Genomic DNA, 16761 nt, shown 5'->3' with positions numbered 1-16761 from the left:
TCGCCGAGTTTAGCGCGGACGACCGAGGCGTGGCGGCGATGGCTGATCGGCAGGGATCCGGCTTCGAAGGTAGGGGTAAGGATTTGCGGCCTTTAGCGCCATGCCAACATAAAAAATGACAACTACACAGGGGAAGTATGGCCATGCCTTGGTTCAAACAGATTTTCGGTTTTACGGAGCTGACTTTTGCAGAAACGCAAACGCGGTTTCGCATAGAGTCAGACAAGCTCCATACCAATACGCAGCCACCCCGGAGTTTTCAGGTGGGCACGCTGACCACGCCCAACGTGGGCGAGCTACGAACGCAAGTGGGCGCTCTTACGTCGTTAACCGGAACGCGTTTGACGCTGCGCACAATCAGCGCCGACGCATATGCACTGCATACCTGGCCCGAAGCCCATGGGGCGCTGATCCAGGTGGCCAGTCAGTTTAACTTGTTGGAGATGCCGGGTCCCAGCACCACGCCGGAAGATGGCATCACCGGGTATCAGCATGATCATACCCAAGGCCCAGCCTGTGCCATGGCTTGCGCGCCTGCCACGGCTTTTCGCAATTACCTGGTGTCCGTGGATGGCCAGATTGGCCAGACTCAGACGCGTCAGATCAATACCTTAAGGGATCTGGATCGTGCCATTGGCATCCCGGGTATTCGAATGCAGAACGGCTATGCGATGCTCGACGCTGAAACCGTTCGGGCGATCGGCCAGCACATTCAAAGCCTCGACGAGGACGGGCGTGATAAGTTGCGCCAACAGTTGCGCATTGGCTTACAAAGCAATACCGAAGTCACCGCGGACGACGCCCCACCCCAGCAACGCGTGACCCAAGCTCTTTGCTCAGCATTGCCCGTGGCCTACAACCGCGCGCCGCGTTCGGATTGGGCGCCATTTGCATCCTTGGTGCTGGAAGCCAGTTATGAAGCGACCTTGTTGGCCGCGGTGCTCAATCACCAGCAAACCGGCAATCCCAAGGTCTATCTAACTATGGTAGGAGGCGGTGCTTTTGGCAACGAAACCCGTTGGATTTTTCAAGCACTGCGGCGTGCATTGCATGGCGTGCGCCATTATCCCCTGGATGTCGCCGTGGTCTGTTATCGCGAGGTGTCGCAGGGTCTAGTGGACTTGCTGGCTGAAATCAAGGCGGGCTTTTGACCCCCAATACACGGACAAATACCGGATCCGTTTCCTTGTCCGTTGGGAGACTCAGTTTCGATTCGGAGTGCGAAGAACACACGTTCTCGCATTCTGTCGGGCAAAAGACGTTATCCAGAGCGAGGTCAGCTTTGTGCCCTAGCCGTAGTCATGTCTTCAAATGTCAACTGCTGGCGCTGTAGCGCGGGGTACGCGCGCCAGAATCCTTCGGCGCCTCGGAAATCGGGCAAGCCCGAGTCCACGCCCATACCGGCGACTGCAGTGATTAAAAGGCCATCAGCTTCACGCAGGTATTGAGCCGCTTTCGCAAGCCTTTCTTCGAGAGTCACGTGTAACTCGCTCCTTCAGATACGTGACTAAGAACGTTCTAACGCCGTGGCTTGGATTTGCCCCGCCGGGGCGTCGTCGACCAATCGGCTATTTCACCCAAAGACGGCGAATGAACGACGACGCGAGTCAGCTTTGCGGCGATGTCGCATTCGTCCCAAGTATCCTAATACGCGACCGTGATCGCCGGGGGCGTTTCGCACGCGTGCAGATGACTAGATGCCCCTGGACGCCGCTCGTGACACTCCTTTGACGTCCATCGCCAAGCCCTTGAGACGCCCCGTGTTCTCGCCGAGGGTCGCCTCAGTCATCCGCTCTTAGTTGTAGCTCACCTTGATCGAATCTAGGGGAACCCGGATGTGCAGTGTCTGCGTACGGCGTCTTGCCGCGGCGCGTTGTCGGGAGTCCGTAATCCAATCGGGCTGGACTGACATTTCCAAAGTAAGCGAAGAGTTGAACCATTTCGACTTAAATTCTCCTTTTCGAAGGTTGTCAGCGAACGAATCCCGGAGACCTTCAGGCACATGAAAGTACAGAAACTTCTCGAACCCGGTATCCCGGACATACATTTCGATGTCACTCTTCGATTGATCCTTTCCCTCTTCTTCCTTAAGGACGTCTCGCATCCCGTCGTACTGCGTTGGCGTCAGAGGACTGCCGTCGTTTTCGTACACGGCGTACTGTTCATCGGACTGCTGGCGAGTTTCGTGCTCCCGAATCGCGCTGCTGATGAGTTGCGCGACGTTATTACGAAGTGCGCGCGTTTGCAGAACAGACTGGTCGACGCGAAGCGCAAGGAAAGTCGAAACGAAATCAGCGGCGTCGAATGCGATAGCGTCCCCATCGTCCTCTTCAGAATGTTCTCCATCCCCTTTTGTGTGCTCATCAATCAGGCGTTGAGCGGCGGCTCCGTGGCGGGCGATTTGTTCGAGTAAGTACAACGGTACCGTCATGTTGTCTCTTGTATTGACGTCTCAGTTATTTCGCGTGTGGCGACCGGTTCACCAAACGCAGCGGTCTCGGCCTTGTTCCCAAACAGTTCATCTCCTTTCCGGCACCGACACCCCGGGCGAACGACGGCGACTTCCTTCCCATTCATTATGCACATCGACAATCCCCGGTTCGAGACGTACGTTCGCGCGGCAACGTTTAACTGCAATTTGCAGCCTCTGCGCAATGTTGTACGGGCGCAGCCGAACTACGCAAGAAGACAGACGTCGCAGGCGTCTATTGCTGCCAATGACCGTGCCTGACGCCGTGCTCGACCAGATCTTTATTTGCCCGCGCCAGCAACTTGCAACGGCGTATCCATCATTCCGACGCGATATGCCAAGCTCGTTCAAGCCGTTCGCGCGTCGTAGCGCGTATGCGTCGCAATCCGACCTCCGCCCCCATCGCGGTTACACCCGCTTCGATGTCATAACCCGCGCGCTTGCACCGGCGTGCCAGTGCAACAAGCTCGACGAGGGCGATTTCGTCGACAGCGCGCGCGGTGCCTTCAGCCGGTCGACGGTAAGCCACGTCATGCCGGTCGATCGTTTTGCTCCAGAAAAACAGTCCTACATCTTCGGGGACTGCATCGAAATGAAGTTTCGCTAATCCAACGACACGATCAAGAATTCGCGAACCCGTCTTCGACCACCCATGCGCTCGTGCAATGCGGCGCGCCAGCACCTCGTCTCGCACGGGTCCTTCTGTCTCAACAACGTGGGCAATCATTGCTAACAATCGCTGGTCGTAGCTGCGACTAAAGAACAAATCGGGTTCCGATATGTACTCGGTCATCGTCAAGTCAACTTCAACAAAGACTTCGTTCGCTTCTTCTTGGCTGTGTGCCGACGAAACACCTCGCGCATACATCATCGGCGCGACTGCTTCCACGACGTCGTCCGATAACTCGGAGGCGCCGTTCGATGCAGCCTTTGTTTCCGACGATTGAGCAGATTCCGCCTCCGCACCCGACTTCGCGGCCGCTATAACTTCCTCCGCTAGCGCCGCAGCATCAGTCTCATCAATCGCGCGTTGTTCACGCTGCATATCAAGAAGATACGTCAATTGCGCATCGACCTTTTCGAGCGTCCCGGGCATATCAATCCACCAGTCTGTCGACCAGATGCGCACGATTTCCCAGCCCAGGCCGCGAAGGACTTGCTCGCGCAACTTGTCTCGGTCTCGAGCTGTGGCTGAACGGTGATACGTCGCTCCGTCACACTCGACGCCGGCGAGATACCGCCCGGGAGAGTCTGGGTCTACAACCCCGAGGTCAATGCGGAAAGCCGACACTCCAATCTGCGGATGAACTATCCAGCCTTTCTCAGCAAGCGCTATGCAGACGGCCTTCTCAAACGGGCTTTCAAAGTCGCCGATGCTCCCTGCAACCACTTCGCCAAGCGCCCGAGCCCCACGCTCAGCAAACTCGAGGAAGTGCTTAAGGTCGCGCACACCAATTGCCTGGGTTCTGGAAAGGTCCATCTTCTCTGGTTTGAAGCTACCGAAGACCCGCAACTCCTCACGCGCTCGCGTAATCGCAACGTTGAGGCGTCGCTCTCCACCCTGCTGATTCATAGGACCGAAATTCATCGGCATGGTGCCGTCGAGTCCAGGCCCATATGTGATGGAGAAGTACATGATGTCACGCTCATCACCTTGTACGCTCTCAAGGTTCTTCACAAACACCGGTTCTAGCTCAGTGTCTGCAAAGTGGTGCTCGATTGACGGGTCTTTACGCCGTTCCGCGTCGAGAAGGTCTTCGATAAGCCGTTGTTGTTCGGCATTAAAGGTTACGACTCCGACTGTAAGACCGCTGTCGCGAAAGCCTGGCGATTTAAGGCGTTTGACCAAGTCCGCGACTAAGGCTTTGGCCTCCGGCTTGTTGGTGCGCGAAGCGCCGCGCTCATATAGACCCCCCGCCACGAGATTCAAACTCACCGCTCGATCATTCGTAACAGGGCTCGGGAACGTCACCAAATCGCCGCCGTAATAGCGGTAATTTGAAAAAGCAATCAAGCTTTCATGACGGCTTCGATAGTGCCACGACAGCTTCATCGTCGGAAGATTCGCACCGATGCACTCTTCCAGGATGCTTTCGAGCTCGGTCTCGACGTCCGTGTCATCGCTATCAGCCTCTGCACGGTCAAAGAAGGTGGTGGGAGGCAACTGTTTCGGGTCGCCGACCATAATGATTTGACGCCCGCGGGCCATAGCCCCAATAGCGTCCCACACGGGAATCTGGGACGCTTCGTCGAAAACGACTACATCGAAATCGGATGTTTCTGCCGGTAGATACTGTGCAATCGAAAGCGGACTCATCAACAAGCACGGAGTCAAACGCAAAATCGCGCTGGAAGCCTTGGTCATTAACTCGCGAAGCGGCAGATGCTTTGTCTTCTTTTGCATCTCGTAGCGCAAGAGTCCCCACTCCGAGCCGTGGGAAACCTTTGATGGAGAAGGAAGGCCCGAGGAAAGTTGCGCCCTAACCCATGCCTGCGTCAAAGCGATGAACTGGTCGTCAAGTTCACGGAAGTCCTGAATTCGTTTCTCATGCTCCGCTGAGACAAATGTTCGCAGCACTTCGTCGGCATCGACAACAGCGTTTAACCACCAACGACAGTAGTCAGTCTCAAACACTTCCTTAACGCGGCCGCGCGCGATTACGCCCTGCTCAATGCCGGTCACCACGGGTGCCAGTCCGAGTGAAAGTGCCTGTTGGCGGACTTTGCGCCATGCGCACCACGCGTGCAAGCGGTTCGAACTCTTCAAGACGTCTCGAGCACGATCTGCCGTTTGTCCTGGCAGGAGGATAGCCAACGCTGAATGCTCATGTACGGCTAATCCGCTCGCCGCGGCAAATCGGCTAGTTGAAGCATCAAGCGCCTTGAGCGCTTCGACATACATTATTCCCGTACCTGCGACGATGCCGGAAGGCTCCAGCAGCATGTTGCTATCGCCAAGCAACAGCGCGACCGGCCCCTTCACCGCAGCTAGCAATTCTGGCGTGCCTGCTAAGTTCGCGAGCGCGAGACTTATTGCCTCGAAGAACTTGAGGGCAGGCTCAATTCCGTCAACTTTCGTAACAAGCCCGTTCCATAAGCCAGACGTCCGAGTCGACAGGTCCGAGTAGTCAAGGAGGCGCGCGCGCAGAGAGACCAACTCTCGCATTTTTTTGAGGTCATCAGCGGCGGCGACACCGGCGCGGCCGGATTGGATAGCAGAAAAGCCGTCGTCGATCCAATGGCCCTCCGCCCGCGCACCTGATAGCGCTGCCTGAAACGCCACGAAGTTTTGCGCGACAGCGACATCTGTTTTGTAAGCGCGCCAGATAGTATCTGTATCCGATTCAAGCGAAGTAAGGTGCGTGACGACCTGCTCGATTTGTCGCAATTCGCGCATGCGCTGCAGGTCGTCCTTGGCGGCATCGCCACATTGGCCTCGACTGACAGGGTCAAGCCCGACGTCTTCCCAAGCGTCGCGAACGCGTACCAGCATGAGCGCATTCTGAAATAGAAGAAGCGCTCGAACAACGTCGAGGTCCGTCTTGATTCCGACCCACGCTCCAGCGGTCGGCAGTGAAAGGTCATCCAGCTCCTTGATTTGGTCGTTAAGCGTGTCGATTCTTCCCAGGCGCTCGATATCTCCATCTAGGTCCGGGTCGCCATTGCTTGTCGTGAGCTCCTTGAGCTTCTTGGTCAGCGAGCGTTTGCGCATCATACCCATCGGCCAGCCCGATTCTTTCAGCTCCCGAAGGTCTGATTGCAACTCGGCCACGATTTTCGCCGGGATGCTTTCCTTGTATGGAAGTGAGAGCTGACTAAGTGTGTCGTTCCGACTCCGCAATAGGTCGACTCCGGTTGCCAACCGGGCGCGCAATGCCTCGTTCCAAGGCTGCGACAACTGTGCATGCAGTTCGGCATCCCGCCGAAGTTGCGCGATACCAAGTCGTAGATCCTCTAAAATCTGGCTCGATTTAGGTATCGACAAGCCAGCGAGCAATCCGCGATATCGCTCAAGCATTGGCGCCGCTGAACGGAGTGACTCTCCAATCGCTCTTGCGTCGGGTCGGAGAACGAATCGCCAATCGTGGCCAGAGGCTGCGGGAAGCGTGGCTGCGAGCAGCCGAAGACCTTCGCGCACTCGAGCGTCAAGGGCTAGCACCGGCAAGCCGATTGCAGCGCGTAGGTCAGATGCGGCCTTCTCAAATTTATCGACGACTTCCGGTACGCTCTGGGCCGCGTCTAGCAGACCGGCTTGCCAAAGCGGTGACCATTCAGTCTGAGCGACATGCGCTAGGGGAGTCTTACTAAGCTGACCTTCGCCGAACGCCTTCGCATTCACGTCGAGCAACTCCGCCGTTTCACGAAGCGTTCGCATTCCGTTAAGGTCGTGGGCCTGCGAAGAAGGCCACGATAAGCGTAAAAGCGGTAGATCGTGGCCGCCGACGACGCGACCGATAGCCTCGTACACGCTTAAGCCGTTGGACTGTCGCTGATGAAGTCGCTCCACATAGCCGTTTAACTGTGCACGAAGCCCCTCAAGCCGCGCGGCTTCTGCATCCCACTGGTCGGGTGCTAGCGCAGTAGAGGCATCCCACGACGTGCGCAGTTGCTCAAGCACCTCTGTTTTCCGGGCTTTGCTCGAGTGCAGTTCGAGACAAAAGTTGCCGAGGCCTACTTCGGCAAGACGTCGATAAACGACATCAAGGGCGGCCATTTTCTCGGACACGAAAAGAACACGCTTCTTTTCTGCCAGGAACTGCGCAATGAGGTTGGAGATGGTTTGGCTCTTGCCGGTTCCGGGAGGCCCAATCAGCACGAAGTCCTTTCCCTTGCTGCCGGCTACGACGGCGGACAATTGCGAGGAGTCGGCAGGTAAAGGACAGAACGTCTCTTTGACGGGAAGCTCCAAATCCAAGCGTCTGACGTCCGGAAATTCGACCGTGGTCTGATATGAGTCTCTCGGAGTGTCGATGAGATGCCGCACGACCGAATTTTGCTTGAGCTGCTCGGTTCGTTCGGTCAGGTCGCGCCACATCAAGTATTTCGCAAATGAGAACGAGGCTAGAACGACATCTTCTACGACTTCCCAACCATTGATGTCTTTAATGGCATGAGAAACGGTATTCCAGATGCCTGCCACGTCGAGACCCGACTCGTCCTTTGGGAGCTCAGTGTCCCGCAGACCCAACTCAAGGTCGAAATCTTGTCGCAGCATTTCGATAAGCGTGGGATTGAATCGTGGCTCGTCATCATGAAGCTTCAGGCTAAAACCAGATCGGGCACTGCGTCGTTCAAGCGATACGGGAACCAAAATGAGTGGTGCGCGGTATTTTTTGTCGTCCTTGTCCTTCCGGGTCCAGGATAGAAAACCCAGCGCCAGATACAGCGTGTTTGAGCCGCTTTCCTGAAGCGTCGTTCGCGAGCTTCGGAATAGCTCGAGCAGCCGGTCATCCAAATCCTCCTGCGCGAGCCCGACGAAAACTTCTTTGCGCTTAAGCGCATCAAGCGCGTGCTGACGCCGAAGGTTCTCCCGCTCGCGAGCTTCGTGAATAGCTTGGCTGCGGGGGTCCGCACCGTCCATTAGGTCAGGGCGGGTCAAAAGTTTGAGTGAATGACCTTCCGCCAAGACGTCTTCAAGGATGCTAGGTTCGGGGGCCTCAAACTTGACTGATTTTTTACCAGATTTAAAGCTCAGCAAATTGTTGCGCAGAGAAAGGTCAAGCAGCTTACGTTGCCAGCGGGTAAGGCGATCTTCCGGACGTTCAAGGTCATCATTTTCCACCGGGTCGTCAAAATCCGTCGGCAGATCCGGAGCGTCTTCCCACCGGGGCGCTTCATAGTCGCCGCGTTCTGTTTCAGCATCCCTTCGCACGACGGCGTGCTCGCTCGCAAGTGGCTTGATTCGTTGAAGCCGCGCCCGTCGAATATCCACCGCAAGCTGAAACTTTGATTCCGACTCTTCCGAGATATGCTCATCGCCTTTCGCGGCAGTGAAACTGAACCTCGGCAGCGGACGGTGTGTGAGCAGCGTTGACTCGAAGAGCACCATCTCTTTCAGTTTCACCCGCTTACGTAGCGCGGTGATATCGTCAACAACAGTGGTGGAGAACTCTTCCGGCTTCAGCCATACACCGGGGAAAGCGTGGCCCTCTTGAAATATGACAAGCGGGTTGAGCCCGGCTTGTTCCAGCGCGGCGCACACGAAAAGCGCAAGGTCAAGGCAGGTCCCCAGCTTCGATTCGGCTAGCTGGCTCGGGCTACGTACCTTCTGCCCGTTGTACTCAAAGCTAGCCGGGGGAACAGAGTAGTCAATTCCCATTGCGCCAATGGCATTCCAGATGGCCGACGCAAGTTCCCACGCGCGTTTCGGACCTTCCTGATAACCGTTGATTGCGCCTGACAGCCCAGCACTGCGGAGCACGTCAGCAGCTTGCTTGAGCACTCGTTCAATCGCTGGTTCGTTGGGCTGGACGAACGCCGCCACCATGTCTGGCATCGACGACAGTCCGCTCCAATGATTGCGTGGAAGAAGGTCAACGGTGCACTCAAAGGTCGCCAAGTCGGGCTCTTCTGCCGCCGATACAAGGCTGAAAGTGACCACAGCCTTCTCCGACTCCGTCAACCGCCCGAGAAGAGGACCGTCGAGTTCTAGGTCGAGTTCTGATAAACGAACAATCTGGCCAGCGGCAAGATGGTCGATATGCCAAGTCTTCGGTTTCAGAAACGGCGGCTGTGAACTAGCAGTCAGCCGCAAAGACCGATACTCGGTGTCGGTCTCATTCGCGACCGCTAGCTCCCGAATAACCGGAACGGCGTTTTGAAAATCCGCAAGATTAACCTTGCTCGCGACTGTTACTTTGATCTCAACAAAACGTGGTTCTTCCGGCTGTACAACCGGCCCATTGACATCAGTATCCACCTGGCCCCTCGCTCTTTTTTTCGTAGTTTAATTATTGTGCCTCTGCTTCTCTCTCCATTATTGGGCAAACAGACGGCTAAAACTATGGCTTTTCCCGCATTACACATAGCTTTATAGAATCGCGCTCTTTGTTCTTAACAGTTCAATGATTTTCTGACCTTTGGTGGCACCCCGTGAAGGCCACCATGAACCGATACGCCAACGTTCTAGGCAGGATTCAGACACCCGTCTAATTGTCGCAGACCATTTACCGCACTATTTGCGGATCCGACGCCAACGTGAGGCGCCATCAATTCTTCGCGCGGATTGATCCGAGTAACCCGTGGGCCACGCTTCTCGCTGATTCGCCGAACAATCGGCAACGCCTTACTGGCCCAGCCAGGGCGTCGCCGCAAAACTGTCCTCATCGCTGTCGTAATAGGTGCGCGTGATGATCGCTAATGCCACGCGCTGCACGTATGCGCGCACGGCCCAGAGATCCTTGGCCGTGTAGCCGTAGCTGAGCGTCAGGACTTCACTCATGACGGGCCACCCTTTCTCGGGGTCGACTCGCCAGGCGGCCGTGGCCGGAACCACGCGATCACGTCGTTGGCTTCAGCGAGGAACGCGTCAGGAAAAGCCAGCGTGATTTGCGTGAACGCCGCGCGCGTGGCGCCGAGCATCGTGGCCAGTTGGACATCGGACGCGGACTCGCCCCACAAGACGCGCTGCACCAGCGCAATGCCACCGTGCCGGGCGACCAGGCGCAGTGCATAACCGAGCGACGCATTGGTCAACATCTCGGACCCAAAGGTGTCAGCCAGCGCGGTGAGGATCGCGAGCTCCACGCGATCGGGTCGACGTGGCACTTTCCGACGCCCATTCGCACGGGCAGCATGTTGCGACACCCCGTCATCGGCCAGGTCGCCGATCAAGCGGCTGGCCGAATCCAGTGCGTGGATGCCGGTCGCCTCCCCTGCCCGGAACGCCGAGATCGCGTCATCCAGGCGCAGCACGATGCGAGCGGTCTCCGGATTGAGCGGGGCTGCCTTATCGGACGGCGGGTCGGACTGGGGTTGGGGCATGGGTAGACGGGCCAAAAGTGACCCCCAAACTGGAATCCGCGTATTTTAGCTCTGAAATGCAATCCTGATAATACGAGCTATCAGGCTTCAAATGCCGATAGTCAATGTGCTGAGCGGATGCGAACCGCGCTCACGCAAGCGAGCGATTTCGCGTGGAGCATATGGATTTGGAGCGAACTTGCGCTTGAATGAGCGTGGTCGAAAATCGACGCATCGTGAAGGTAAACGTCGCTTTTTCGCCCACTACCGTGTCTTGCCGATTGGCCGTACCCGACCCGTTACAGCCCCTCGCCGACCTTTTCGGTGAACGGCTGATTCCGAGGCTAAACGGCCATCCGATCGCAGCTGCCGGCCGCGACGACCCGCAATCGCAATCCCCTCATGGTAGGTGCGCGAACGCCGGGGCTACGTTGATGGGGTCAAGCCTTCAATTTGATTTCCTAAACCAACAACGCTGAGTGATCGCCGGTCCCTGAGATTCCATTGATCTTTTTGCGTGACCCGTCTCCTGCTCGATTGCTGAGGACTTGTAGTCCTGTATTCATTTTGAACTCTCGGATAAGATTGGCGTCGGCACCGTTTTCTGTGCGTCGCCATAAGTATGCTGCGGGCTGGTTGCTTTTTTCCGCCCGTGACACTGGAAATCCAGCCTTGGCAGGTGTGTTAGATGAAAAAAACAAAATCCGGATATTTGGGCCAATTACTAATTTGGTTCCAAAAACAGCAATTGCTTACGAAAACCTGTCTTGTTCTGACGGCCGTTGGAACGTTTGCCGGAGGAGCGTCACAGCTGGCGCCTTTCGTCCAGACATTAAGAGGCGTTAAACCTTCGAGTGATCCGGGCGTTGCTCCAAAGGATACCCCCCCAGCCAACCCTAAGTCAGCGATACGCGCGACGGGCTCCAGCCCGCTCGTACAAATGCAGTCTTACGGAGCAAATTCTCCCAATACCTTAAATGTACGGGGGGATCTTTCCTTTGAGAAGAACTCGCAGAACGAATCGGTGCAACATTTCGATAAATGACAATCTCGTGTATACGGGCCTTCTGCCGCCTTCTGACTGTGGCGGCGATCGTGTCTCTTAACAACGGCGCGCTCGCTCAAATCCATCTCGAAAGTCATGGCGACAACAGCCCGAACACAGTAAATATCATTTCTCGGGTCAACCCGAAGCAACTTGTGCCGCAAATACGTGCGGAGATTCGGCGTTTTGACAGCTCAAAAGATCAATCCCTGCACAAAATCGCTGGGGACTTCGACAACGGGGATTTGGCATCCGCATTAGCTGACGCACAGAAGGCCAGCGAACAAGCGCGGGGCGACAGTGCGCGACTAGCGTCTTTGCAGTTTGTTTCGGGTCAAGCTCTGTTACTTTCAAACATGCCGGGGCCGGCGCTTCAGGCATTTCAGGCTGCGATGCTGTTGGCTCCCACGGAATGCCAATATCGGAGTTGGACAGCACTGTTGCTTGCGTCCAGCGGTCGGACCAACGAAGCCTACAGCGCCCTCGCTCCCGCGAGTCCCATTGTTGAACAATGCGAGAAAGCCGGAGGCGATGTGGTGCAAGCGATGATTCATTTTGCACGAGCTATCGTTGCCACGGATCAGCGGGATGAACAGGGCTCGATCGCAGAAATGGACGCTACGGACACGTCCCTTAAGCGTCTTCTTGCCCACTCAACAGTTGATACCGAGTTTTACGGTGTTGTCCTTAGCTGTGAGTTTTCACGGGCCAAACAAACCTGGTGGGAATCAGGTACGCAATTGCGTTGGCCAGACGCTGAACTTCGTTGCCAGCAAGCTGGCAGGCAAGCTGAACTGAAGTATCCCGGCGCAGCGACACTTGCGAATTTTGAGGGGTCAAATTGGGATGACATACGGGACGCCCAACGACGAACGGGGCGAGTTGACCGTCTTACAGCCCAAATCACGAACCGGTCAGCGACAGGAACGATAAAGAGGTTTGGCATTGACGACATGCAGAGGTTAGTCATCCTCGGATCGCTGCATTTGGAGAGAGGATTTGAGAAGCTGTGGAGTACTCACGATGCGAACGGCGCTCTATCGGACTATCGGCAATCGTTCGAGCTTCTCTCATCACCTGCGAGCGTGTTTATCCCAGACGCTGTCAAAGCATATGCGAACCTCGGATTCAAGATGACACATGCTGAGCAACTGACCGGGAAAGCGATTATTCCCGATTCTACCCACGCCTTCGGAGCGTGGCTGTCGTTGCTCGGGACTTCTTCGACGGAGGTGGATACTCCTGAAGTGTGCGATTCACTGCTTTGGGCATTTGCGTTATCCAAAAAATTGAACAGTGACGCGGCACCTAACTTGGATAAAAAACTGAATTCGTGCCGCTTTGTCTATCAGAAGGGTTCATTGCAGGAGCTTGAGTTCCAGGCGCAACTTTCGGAAATGCAATCCGATAGTTCGGTTCTTTCAAAGGATTATGTTAATGCCACAGAGAAACTCGACGTTGCGATAGCCGCAAGGCGAGCTTTGCAAGGGTTCCCATATGGCTCCCGTTCAGATGACCAGTTGTCCACCGATCTAACGAATCGCAGCCGCCTAAGGTACGCAGTTGGAAAAGTTGACCTTGCAATCCAAGATGTAACCGATGTCATAGCTCTATCACGGAGCCATGACGACAAGCGCCATTTAGGTGAAAGCCTGAGAATCTTGGCCAGCGAGACGGGGTTTGGCACGGGCGATACGGCGAAAGCACTCAACCTGATAGAACAGTCGATTACATTGAATACTGCTGAATACCGAAGTCCCGACCATGCTGACATGTCTTGCTACTATTTACGAGACCTTGGAATGGCACTCCAGGTGAAGACAGCTCTTTTCGAAAAGGAGCACGACTGGGAGAAAGCTAGATCGACGGTACAACTACTACTCGATAAAACCTTGGTTAACACGTTCAGCTGTCACGAGCTCCTTTTTGACGGAGACAAATCGGACGAAACTCCTGTTAAAAATGAACTGTATGCGCAAATCGTCGATGCAGGTTGGGCTCAGAAAATACTGGCCGCGATCGCAACGGGTACGGGTGAGCGCTCGGCTGAAACAACACGGCTACTTTCATTGGCAGACAAGCAACGGGACGAGCTACACACAACGGCCGAATCGTGGCCATTGGTTTCGGTGCTGCGCGACAATTGACTGGGCGCTCGCTTTGCGCCGACAGTGCGGCGATCAGCCTAGGCGATGCAGTGTCGCTTTTGGGTTTAAAGAAGACGCTCGAGTGTCCAAGTGAGCGCGCCGATCGAAGACCGCAATTGGCCGACCGCGGTCCGATGGCGGCGGTCGGGAGTCGACTCTCAGGAGACACCCGCATCTCTACATAGGAGCCGGTCAAAGTGACGATCCGCGGATCGCCTTCGGGGGATAGCTCGCCAGCACGACAGCCGTGGTCACCGGCCCGAATCTCGCCAACGTGTCGATCGCCACCTCCAGTTGCGTCATGTCTTCGACCACAATCCGAACCATGAAGCAGTCTTCGCCGGTTATCCGGTGCGCCTCAATGATTTCAGGCATCGCTTCGAAGGCACTCAGGCAATGTTTGATCTGGGCATGTGTGGTCCGCACCCGGACGATGGCTGCAATGCCCCGGCCTACGAGACCGGGGTTGATCCGCGCCGCGTACCCTTCGATGACGCCTTGTTCCTCGAGTCGTTTGATACGGGCAGTGACGGCTGGCTGCGAAAGTCCGATCTGCTTGCCAAGTTCGGTATTGCTGATGCGCGCATTGCACTGAAGCGCCTCCAGTATTCGCCAATCCAGCCGATCCAACGTTATCTGCTTAGGTTTCATTTGTGCGGTCGGGAAACTTCCATCGATTTGACCGGTCGCGGCCATCAATTCATTTGATTTGGGATGTTGCCAGAGTTCGTGCACTTTTACACTGGATGCTCATTCAATTATCGAGAGTTAGCAGATGGACTACCCCGTTTTCGTTGTTCCCGGCATCGGCAATTCCGGTTCATTGCACTGGCAAAGTGTTTGGGAGGCAGCGCATCCTGACTGGCGGCGGCTCGTTGTCGAAGACTGGAATCAGGTTGCATGCCACGACTGGGTATCCGCAATCGAACAACAGGTGGCGCAAAGCGACGACGGCACCCTCATCGTGGCGCACAGCCTCGGATGCCTAGCGGTCGCGCATTGGGCGCGCCGATATTCACCCCGCATCCGTGGTGCGCTGCTCGTTGCAGTGCCGGACCCTTCGGCATCGGCGTTTCCCGCGGCTGCCGCAACCGGATTTGCTCCTTTGCCATCGGAGCAGTTGCCTTTTCCTACTATCGTTGTATCCAGTTCCAACGACCCATATGGCAGCATAGAGCACGCACGTCGCTGCGCGAAAGCGTGGGGCAGCGAGCTCGTTGAAGTTGGAGGGCTCGGACATCTCAATGCGGATAGCAATCTGGGCGATTGGCCTGAAGGACTCAAACTGCTGCAATCGCTGGGCTAAGAAGGTTATTCAGACGACTTCCGGACGCGTCCCCGCTCATCGCCTAACCGTGGCGTTGGGCTGGGGTAGATAACGGGGGCGTCGCAGGAATTTAAAGAAAAATATGGAAAATCATTCAGCGGTTATCTTTATTCATGGCTTTATCGGCACGCTAGATGTTTCTGACTGGAACACGCGATACGAGTCACCGGACCTGTTGGGCTATGGCAATCACCGGGCGGTGCCAATGCAGGAAATTTCGCTGGCGGCACAAGTCGAGCATCTCCATTCTTTTATCATCGAGCACTTCGACGAAGCGCCGGTCGATGTCGTAGGCCACTCGGTTGGCGGCGCCATCGCGATGTTGCTCGCGCATGCTTATCCTGAGTGTGTCCGGCGAATCGTCAACATAGAAGGCAACTTCACGCTGGACGATGCTTTCTGGTCCGCATCAGTGGGGCGCATGAGCGCCACCGACGCCGAGGCAATGCTCGCTGGTTTCCGAGCCGATCCGCTCACCTGGATTCGAGGCGCAGTCAATGAACCCACGCCTGAAATGACCCGCAGCGCAACCCGTTGGCTTGAGCACCAGCCAGCGTCGACTCTTCGAGCGATGGGGCAATCGGTCGTCGCAACAACGGGTAGCCCTGACTATCCTGCGGCTTTGCGCGAGGTCTTCGGACGTCATCCCGTGTATTTGATCGCGGGCCAGCGCTCTCGGAATGGCTGGAACGCGCCAGATTATGCGTGGGAAGAATGCGCGGGATATGAGGTCATCGAAAACAGTGGCCATTTGATGATGCTCGAACAACCAACCGCATTCGCCGAAGCGCTGAAATCGTGCCTAGCTGACGAGATTGTTGGCGATCTTTGGTATGAGCGGAAATGACCGTTCGTGGCCGGACCGTGTCTGTCGCTCAACGAAATGGCGGCGTTCATGAGCCTTCAGATAAGTCTCGGAACGCGTCCATCGCACGGCCAGAATACGCGAGTGCGGCTCCCGCGTTCATAGCAACGGCGACACCGAGCGCTTCCGCCATCTCTGCTTCCGTGACGCCAAGGTCCATAGCCTTCTTGGCATGATTGGCTATGCAGCTATCGCATCGGGTTGTAACAGCAACGGCGAGAGCAATCAGCTCGCGAGTTTTTGCGTCTAGGTGGCCGGTTTGCGTGCCTGCCTCGTGGAGCATCCGGTATCCGTCGAACGTGGCAGGTGAATGCTTTTTCAAAGCCTTCATGCTTTCGCCAATTTTCGGGAGAAAAGACTTCCAATCTACAAGCATGGATTTTTCCTTGTACAGCTACGTTGATCAAATCATTCTCAAAACGCTGCATTAGTTTTAGCCGATTGTCGAAGATTTTCGAGTCGAAGTCGAACGTCCGCAGATGGCCGCGCAGAGACATTCGAAGCGCTGGGTTCGCCGGGGCGGCTATTGCAATGAACCGCTGCCGATCAATTCGCGCAGTGCCTTGTCCGGAAACACTGGCCCCCTATACAGCGGGCCGCAAGGGATACGTGCCAACCTGATTGACAACGCGACAAGATCGTTCATTTCATCGCTGCCGCGATAGCCTTCCGCAAATTGGCAAAACTGCGTCATGATGCCGACGACGCTACGGTTTGTCGTTTTGGTATATCTCACGTCCTGCATGTGCAATAGCTCCTGCTCGATGAACGACGGCTGGATGCCGTGGGCCGCGAGTACGTGAGCCAGGAAGCGAGGGAATCTGGTTGCCATGCCAGCCGCTGGTGCCAAGGGGATCAGGACAGGTAACAACGTTCGCTCATTGACGAACAGCGCAATCTGCGGCTTCCAGAGCAAAGCCGTGGCATACCAGTTCCCGAGCCCCG

At 56.0% G+C, this 16761-nt stretch carries 12 protein-coding genes and 1 pseudogene; 5 read left to right on the top strand and 8 right to left on the bottom strand.

Annotated features, from left to right (window positions below):
• Positions 1-137 precede the first annotated feature (137 nt).
• Entirely contained in the window at positions 138-1151 is a 1014-nt protein-coding gene (locus BSU04_RS30180; RefSeq protein WP_218827367.1) for a hypothetical protein, read from the top strand.
• 134 nt (positions 1152-1285) lie between these two features.
• On the opposite strand, the pseudogene BSU04_RS30175 reads toward BSU04_RS30180, so the two are convergent.
• From BSU04_RS30175 to BSU04_RS30160, 5 genes and pseudogenes are all read right to left on the bottom strand, one after another.
• Positions 1286-1480, bottom strand: a pseudogene (locus BSU04_RS30175) (NAD-dependent deacetylase); the annotation flags it as partial.
• Positions 1481-1795: 315 nt separating this feature from the next.
• Positions 1796-2431 carry a hypothetical protein gene (locus BSU04_RS30170; protein WP_089163978.1) on the bottom strand — a complete coding sequence of 212 codons (636 nt, stop codon included), beginning with the start codon at positions 2429-2431 and terminating at the stop codon, positions 1796-1798.
• 358 nt (positions 2432-2789) lie between these two features.
• On the bottom strand, positions 2790-9389 hold the full coding sequence (locus BSU04_RS30165) for a DUF3320 domain-containing protein (RefSeq protein ID WP_089163977.1): 6600 nt from the start codon (positions 9387-9389) through the stop codon (positions 2790-2792).
• 366 nt (positions 9390-9755) lie between these two features.
• Positions 9756-9911: a hypothetical protein gene (locus tag BSU04_RS46695; protein WP_179258484.1), complete on the bottom strand. Its 156-nt coding sequence runs from the start codon at positions 9909-9911 to the stop codon at positions 9756-9758.
• A complete protein-coding gene (locus tag BSU04_RS30160) occupies positions 9908-10453 on the bottom strand; it encodes a hypothetical protein (RefSeq protein ID WP_089163976.1) in 546 nt (181 codons plus the stop codon). The genes BSU04_RS46695 and BSU04_RS30160 overlap by 4 nt, the downstream gene beginning before the upstream one ends.
• Before the next feature lie 667 nt (positions 10454-11120).
• On the opposite strand from BSU04_RS30160, the gene BSU04_RS45790 reads away from it, so the two are divergent.
• Both BSU04_RS45790 and BSU04_RS30155 read left to right on the top strand, forming a co-directional pair.
• Complete coding sequence (locus BSU04_RS45790) at positions 11121-11477, top strand: hypothetical protein (RefSeq protein ID WP_144021391.1); 357 nt, start codon at positions 11121-11123, stop codon at positions 11475-11477.
• Between the two features lie 50 nt (positions 11478-11527).
• Positions 11528-13624 carry a hypothetical protein gene (locus tag BSU04_RS30155; RefSeq protein WP_144021390.1) on the top strand — a complete coding sequence of 699 codons (2097 nt, stop codon included), beginning with the start codon at positions 11528-11530 and terminating at the stop codon, positions 13622-13624.
• Positions 13625-13816: 192 nt separating this feature from the next.
• On the opposite strand, the gene BSU04_RS30150 is transcribed toward BSU04_RS30155, so the two are convergent.
• Positions 13817-14275 carry an Lrp/AsnC family transcriptional regulator gene (locus tag BSU04_RS30150; RefSeq protein WP_089163992.1) on the bottom strand — a complete coding sequence of 153 codons (459 nt, stop codon included), beginning with the start codon at positions 14273-14275 and terminating at the stop codon, positions 13817-13819.
• A 124-nt stretch (positions 14276-14399) separates the two neighbouring features.
• On the opposite strand from BSU04_RS30150, the gene BSU04_RS30145 reads away from it, so the two are divergent.
• Together BSU04_RS30145 and BSU04_RS30140 are read left to right on the top strand one after the other, a co-directional pair.
• On the top strand, positions 14400-14930 hold the full coding sequence (locus BSU04_RS30145; protein ID WP_089163974.1) for an RBBP9/YdeN family alpha/beta hydrolase: 531 nt from the start codon (positions 14400-14402) through the stop codon (positions 14928-14930).
• A gap of 103 nt (positions 14931-15033) precedes the next feature.
• Entirely contained in the window at positions 15034-15798 is a 765-nt protein-coding gene (locus BSU04_RS30140) for an alpha/beta fold hydrolase (protein WP_089163973.1), read from the top strand.
• Between the two features lie 46 nt (positions 15799-15844).
• On the opposite strand, the gene BSU04_RS30135 is transcribed toward BSU04_RS30140, so the two are convergent.
• On the bottom strand, positions 15845-16192 hold the full coding sequence (locus tag BSU04_RS30135) for a carboxymuconolactone decarboxylase family protein (RefSeq protein ID WP_089163972.1): 348 nt from the start codon (positions 16190-16192) through the stop codon (positions 15845-15847).
• A 147-nt stretch (positions 16193-16339) separates the two neighbouring features.
• Positions 16340-16761, bottom strand: a 422-nt coding sequence (locus tag BSU04_RS30130; RefSeq protein ID WP_218827366.1) for a DUF6933 domain-containing protein, incomplete at its 5' end; no start/stop codon positions are given.

The sequence above is a fragment of the Caballeronia sordidicola genome, from assembly GCF_002220365.1.
GTDB classification, from domain to species: Bacteria; Pseudomonadota; Gammaproteobacteria; order Burkholderiales; family Burkholderiaceae; genus Caballeronia; species Caballeronia sordidicola_C.
The sequence above is the reverse complement of the archived record's forward strand: the minus strand, read 5'-3'. Positions and strand labels throughout refer to the sequence as shown.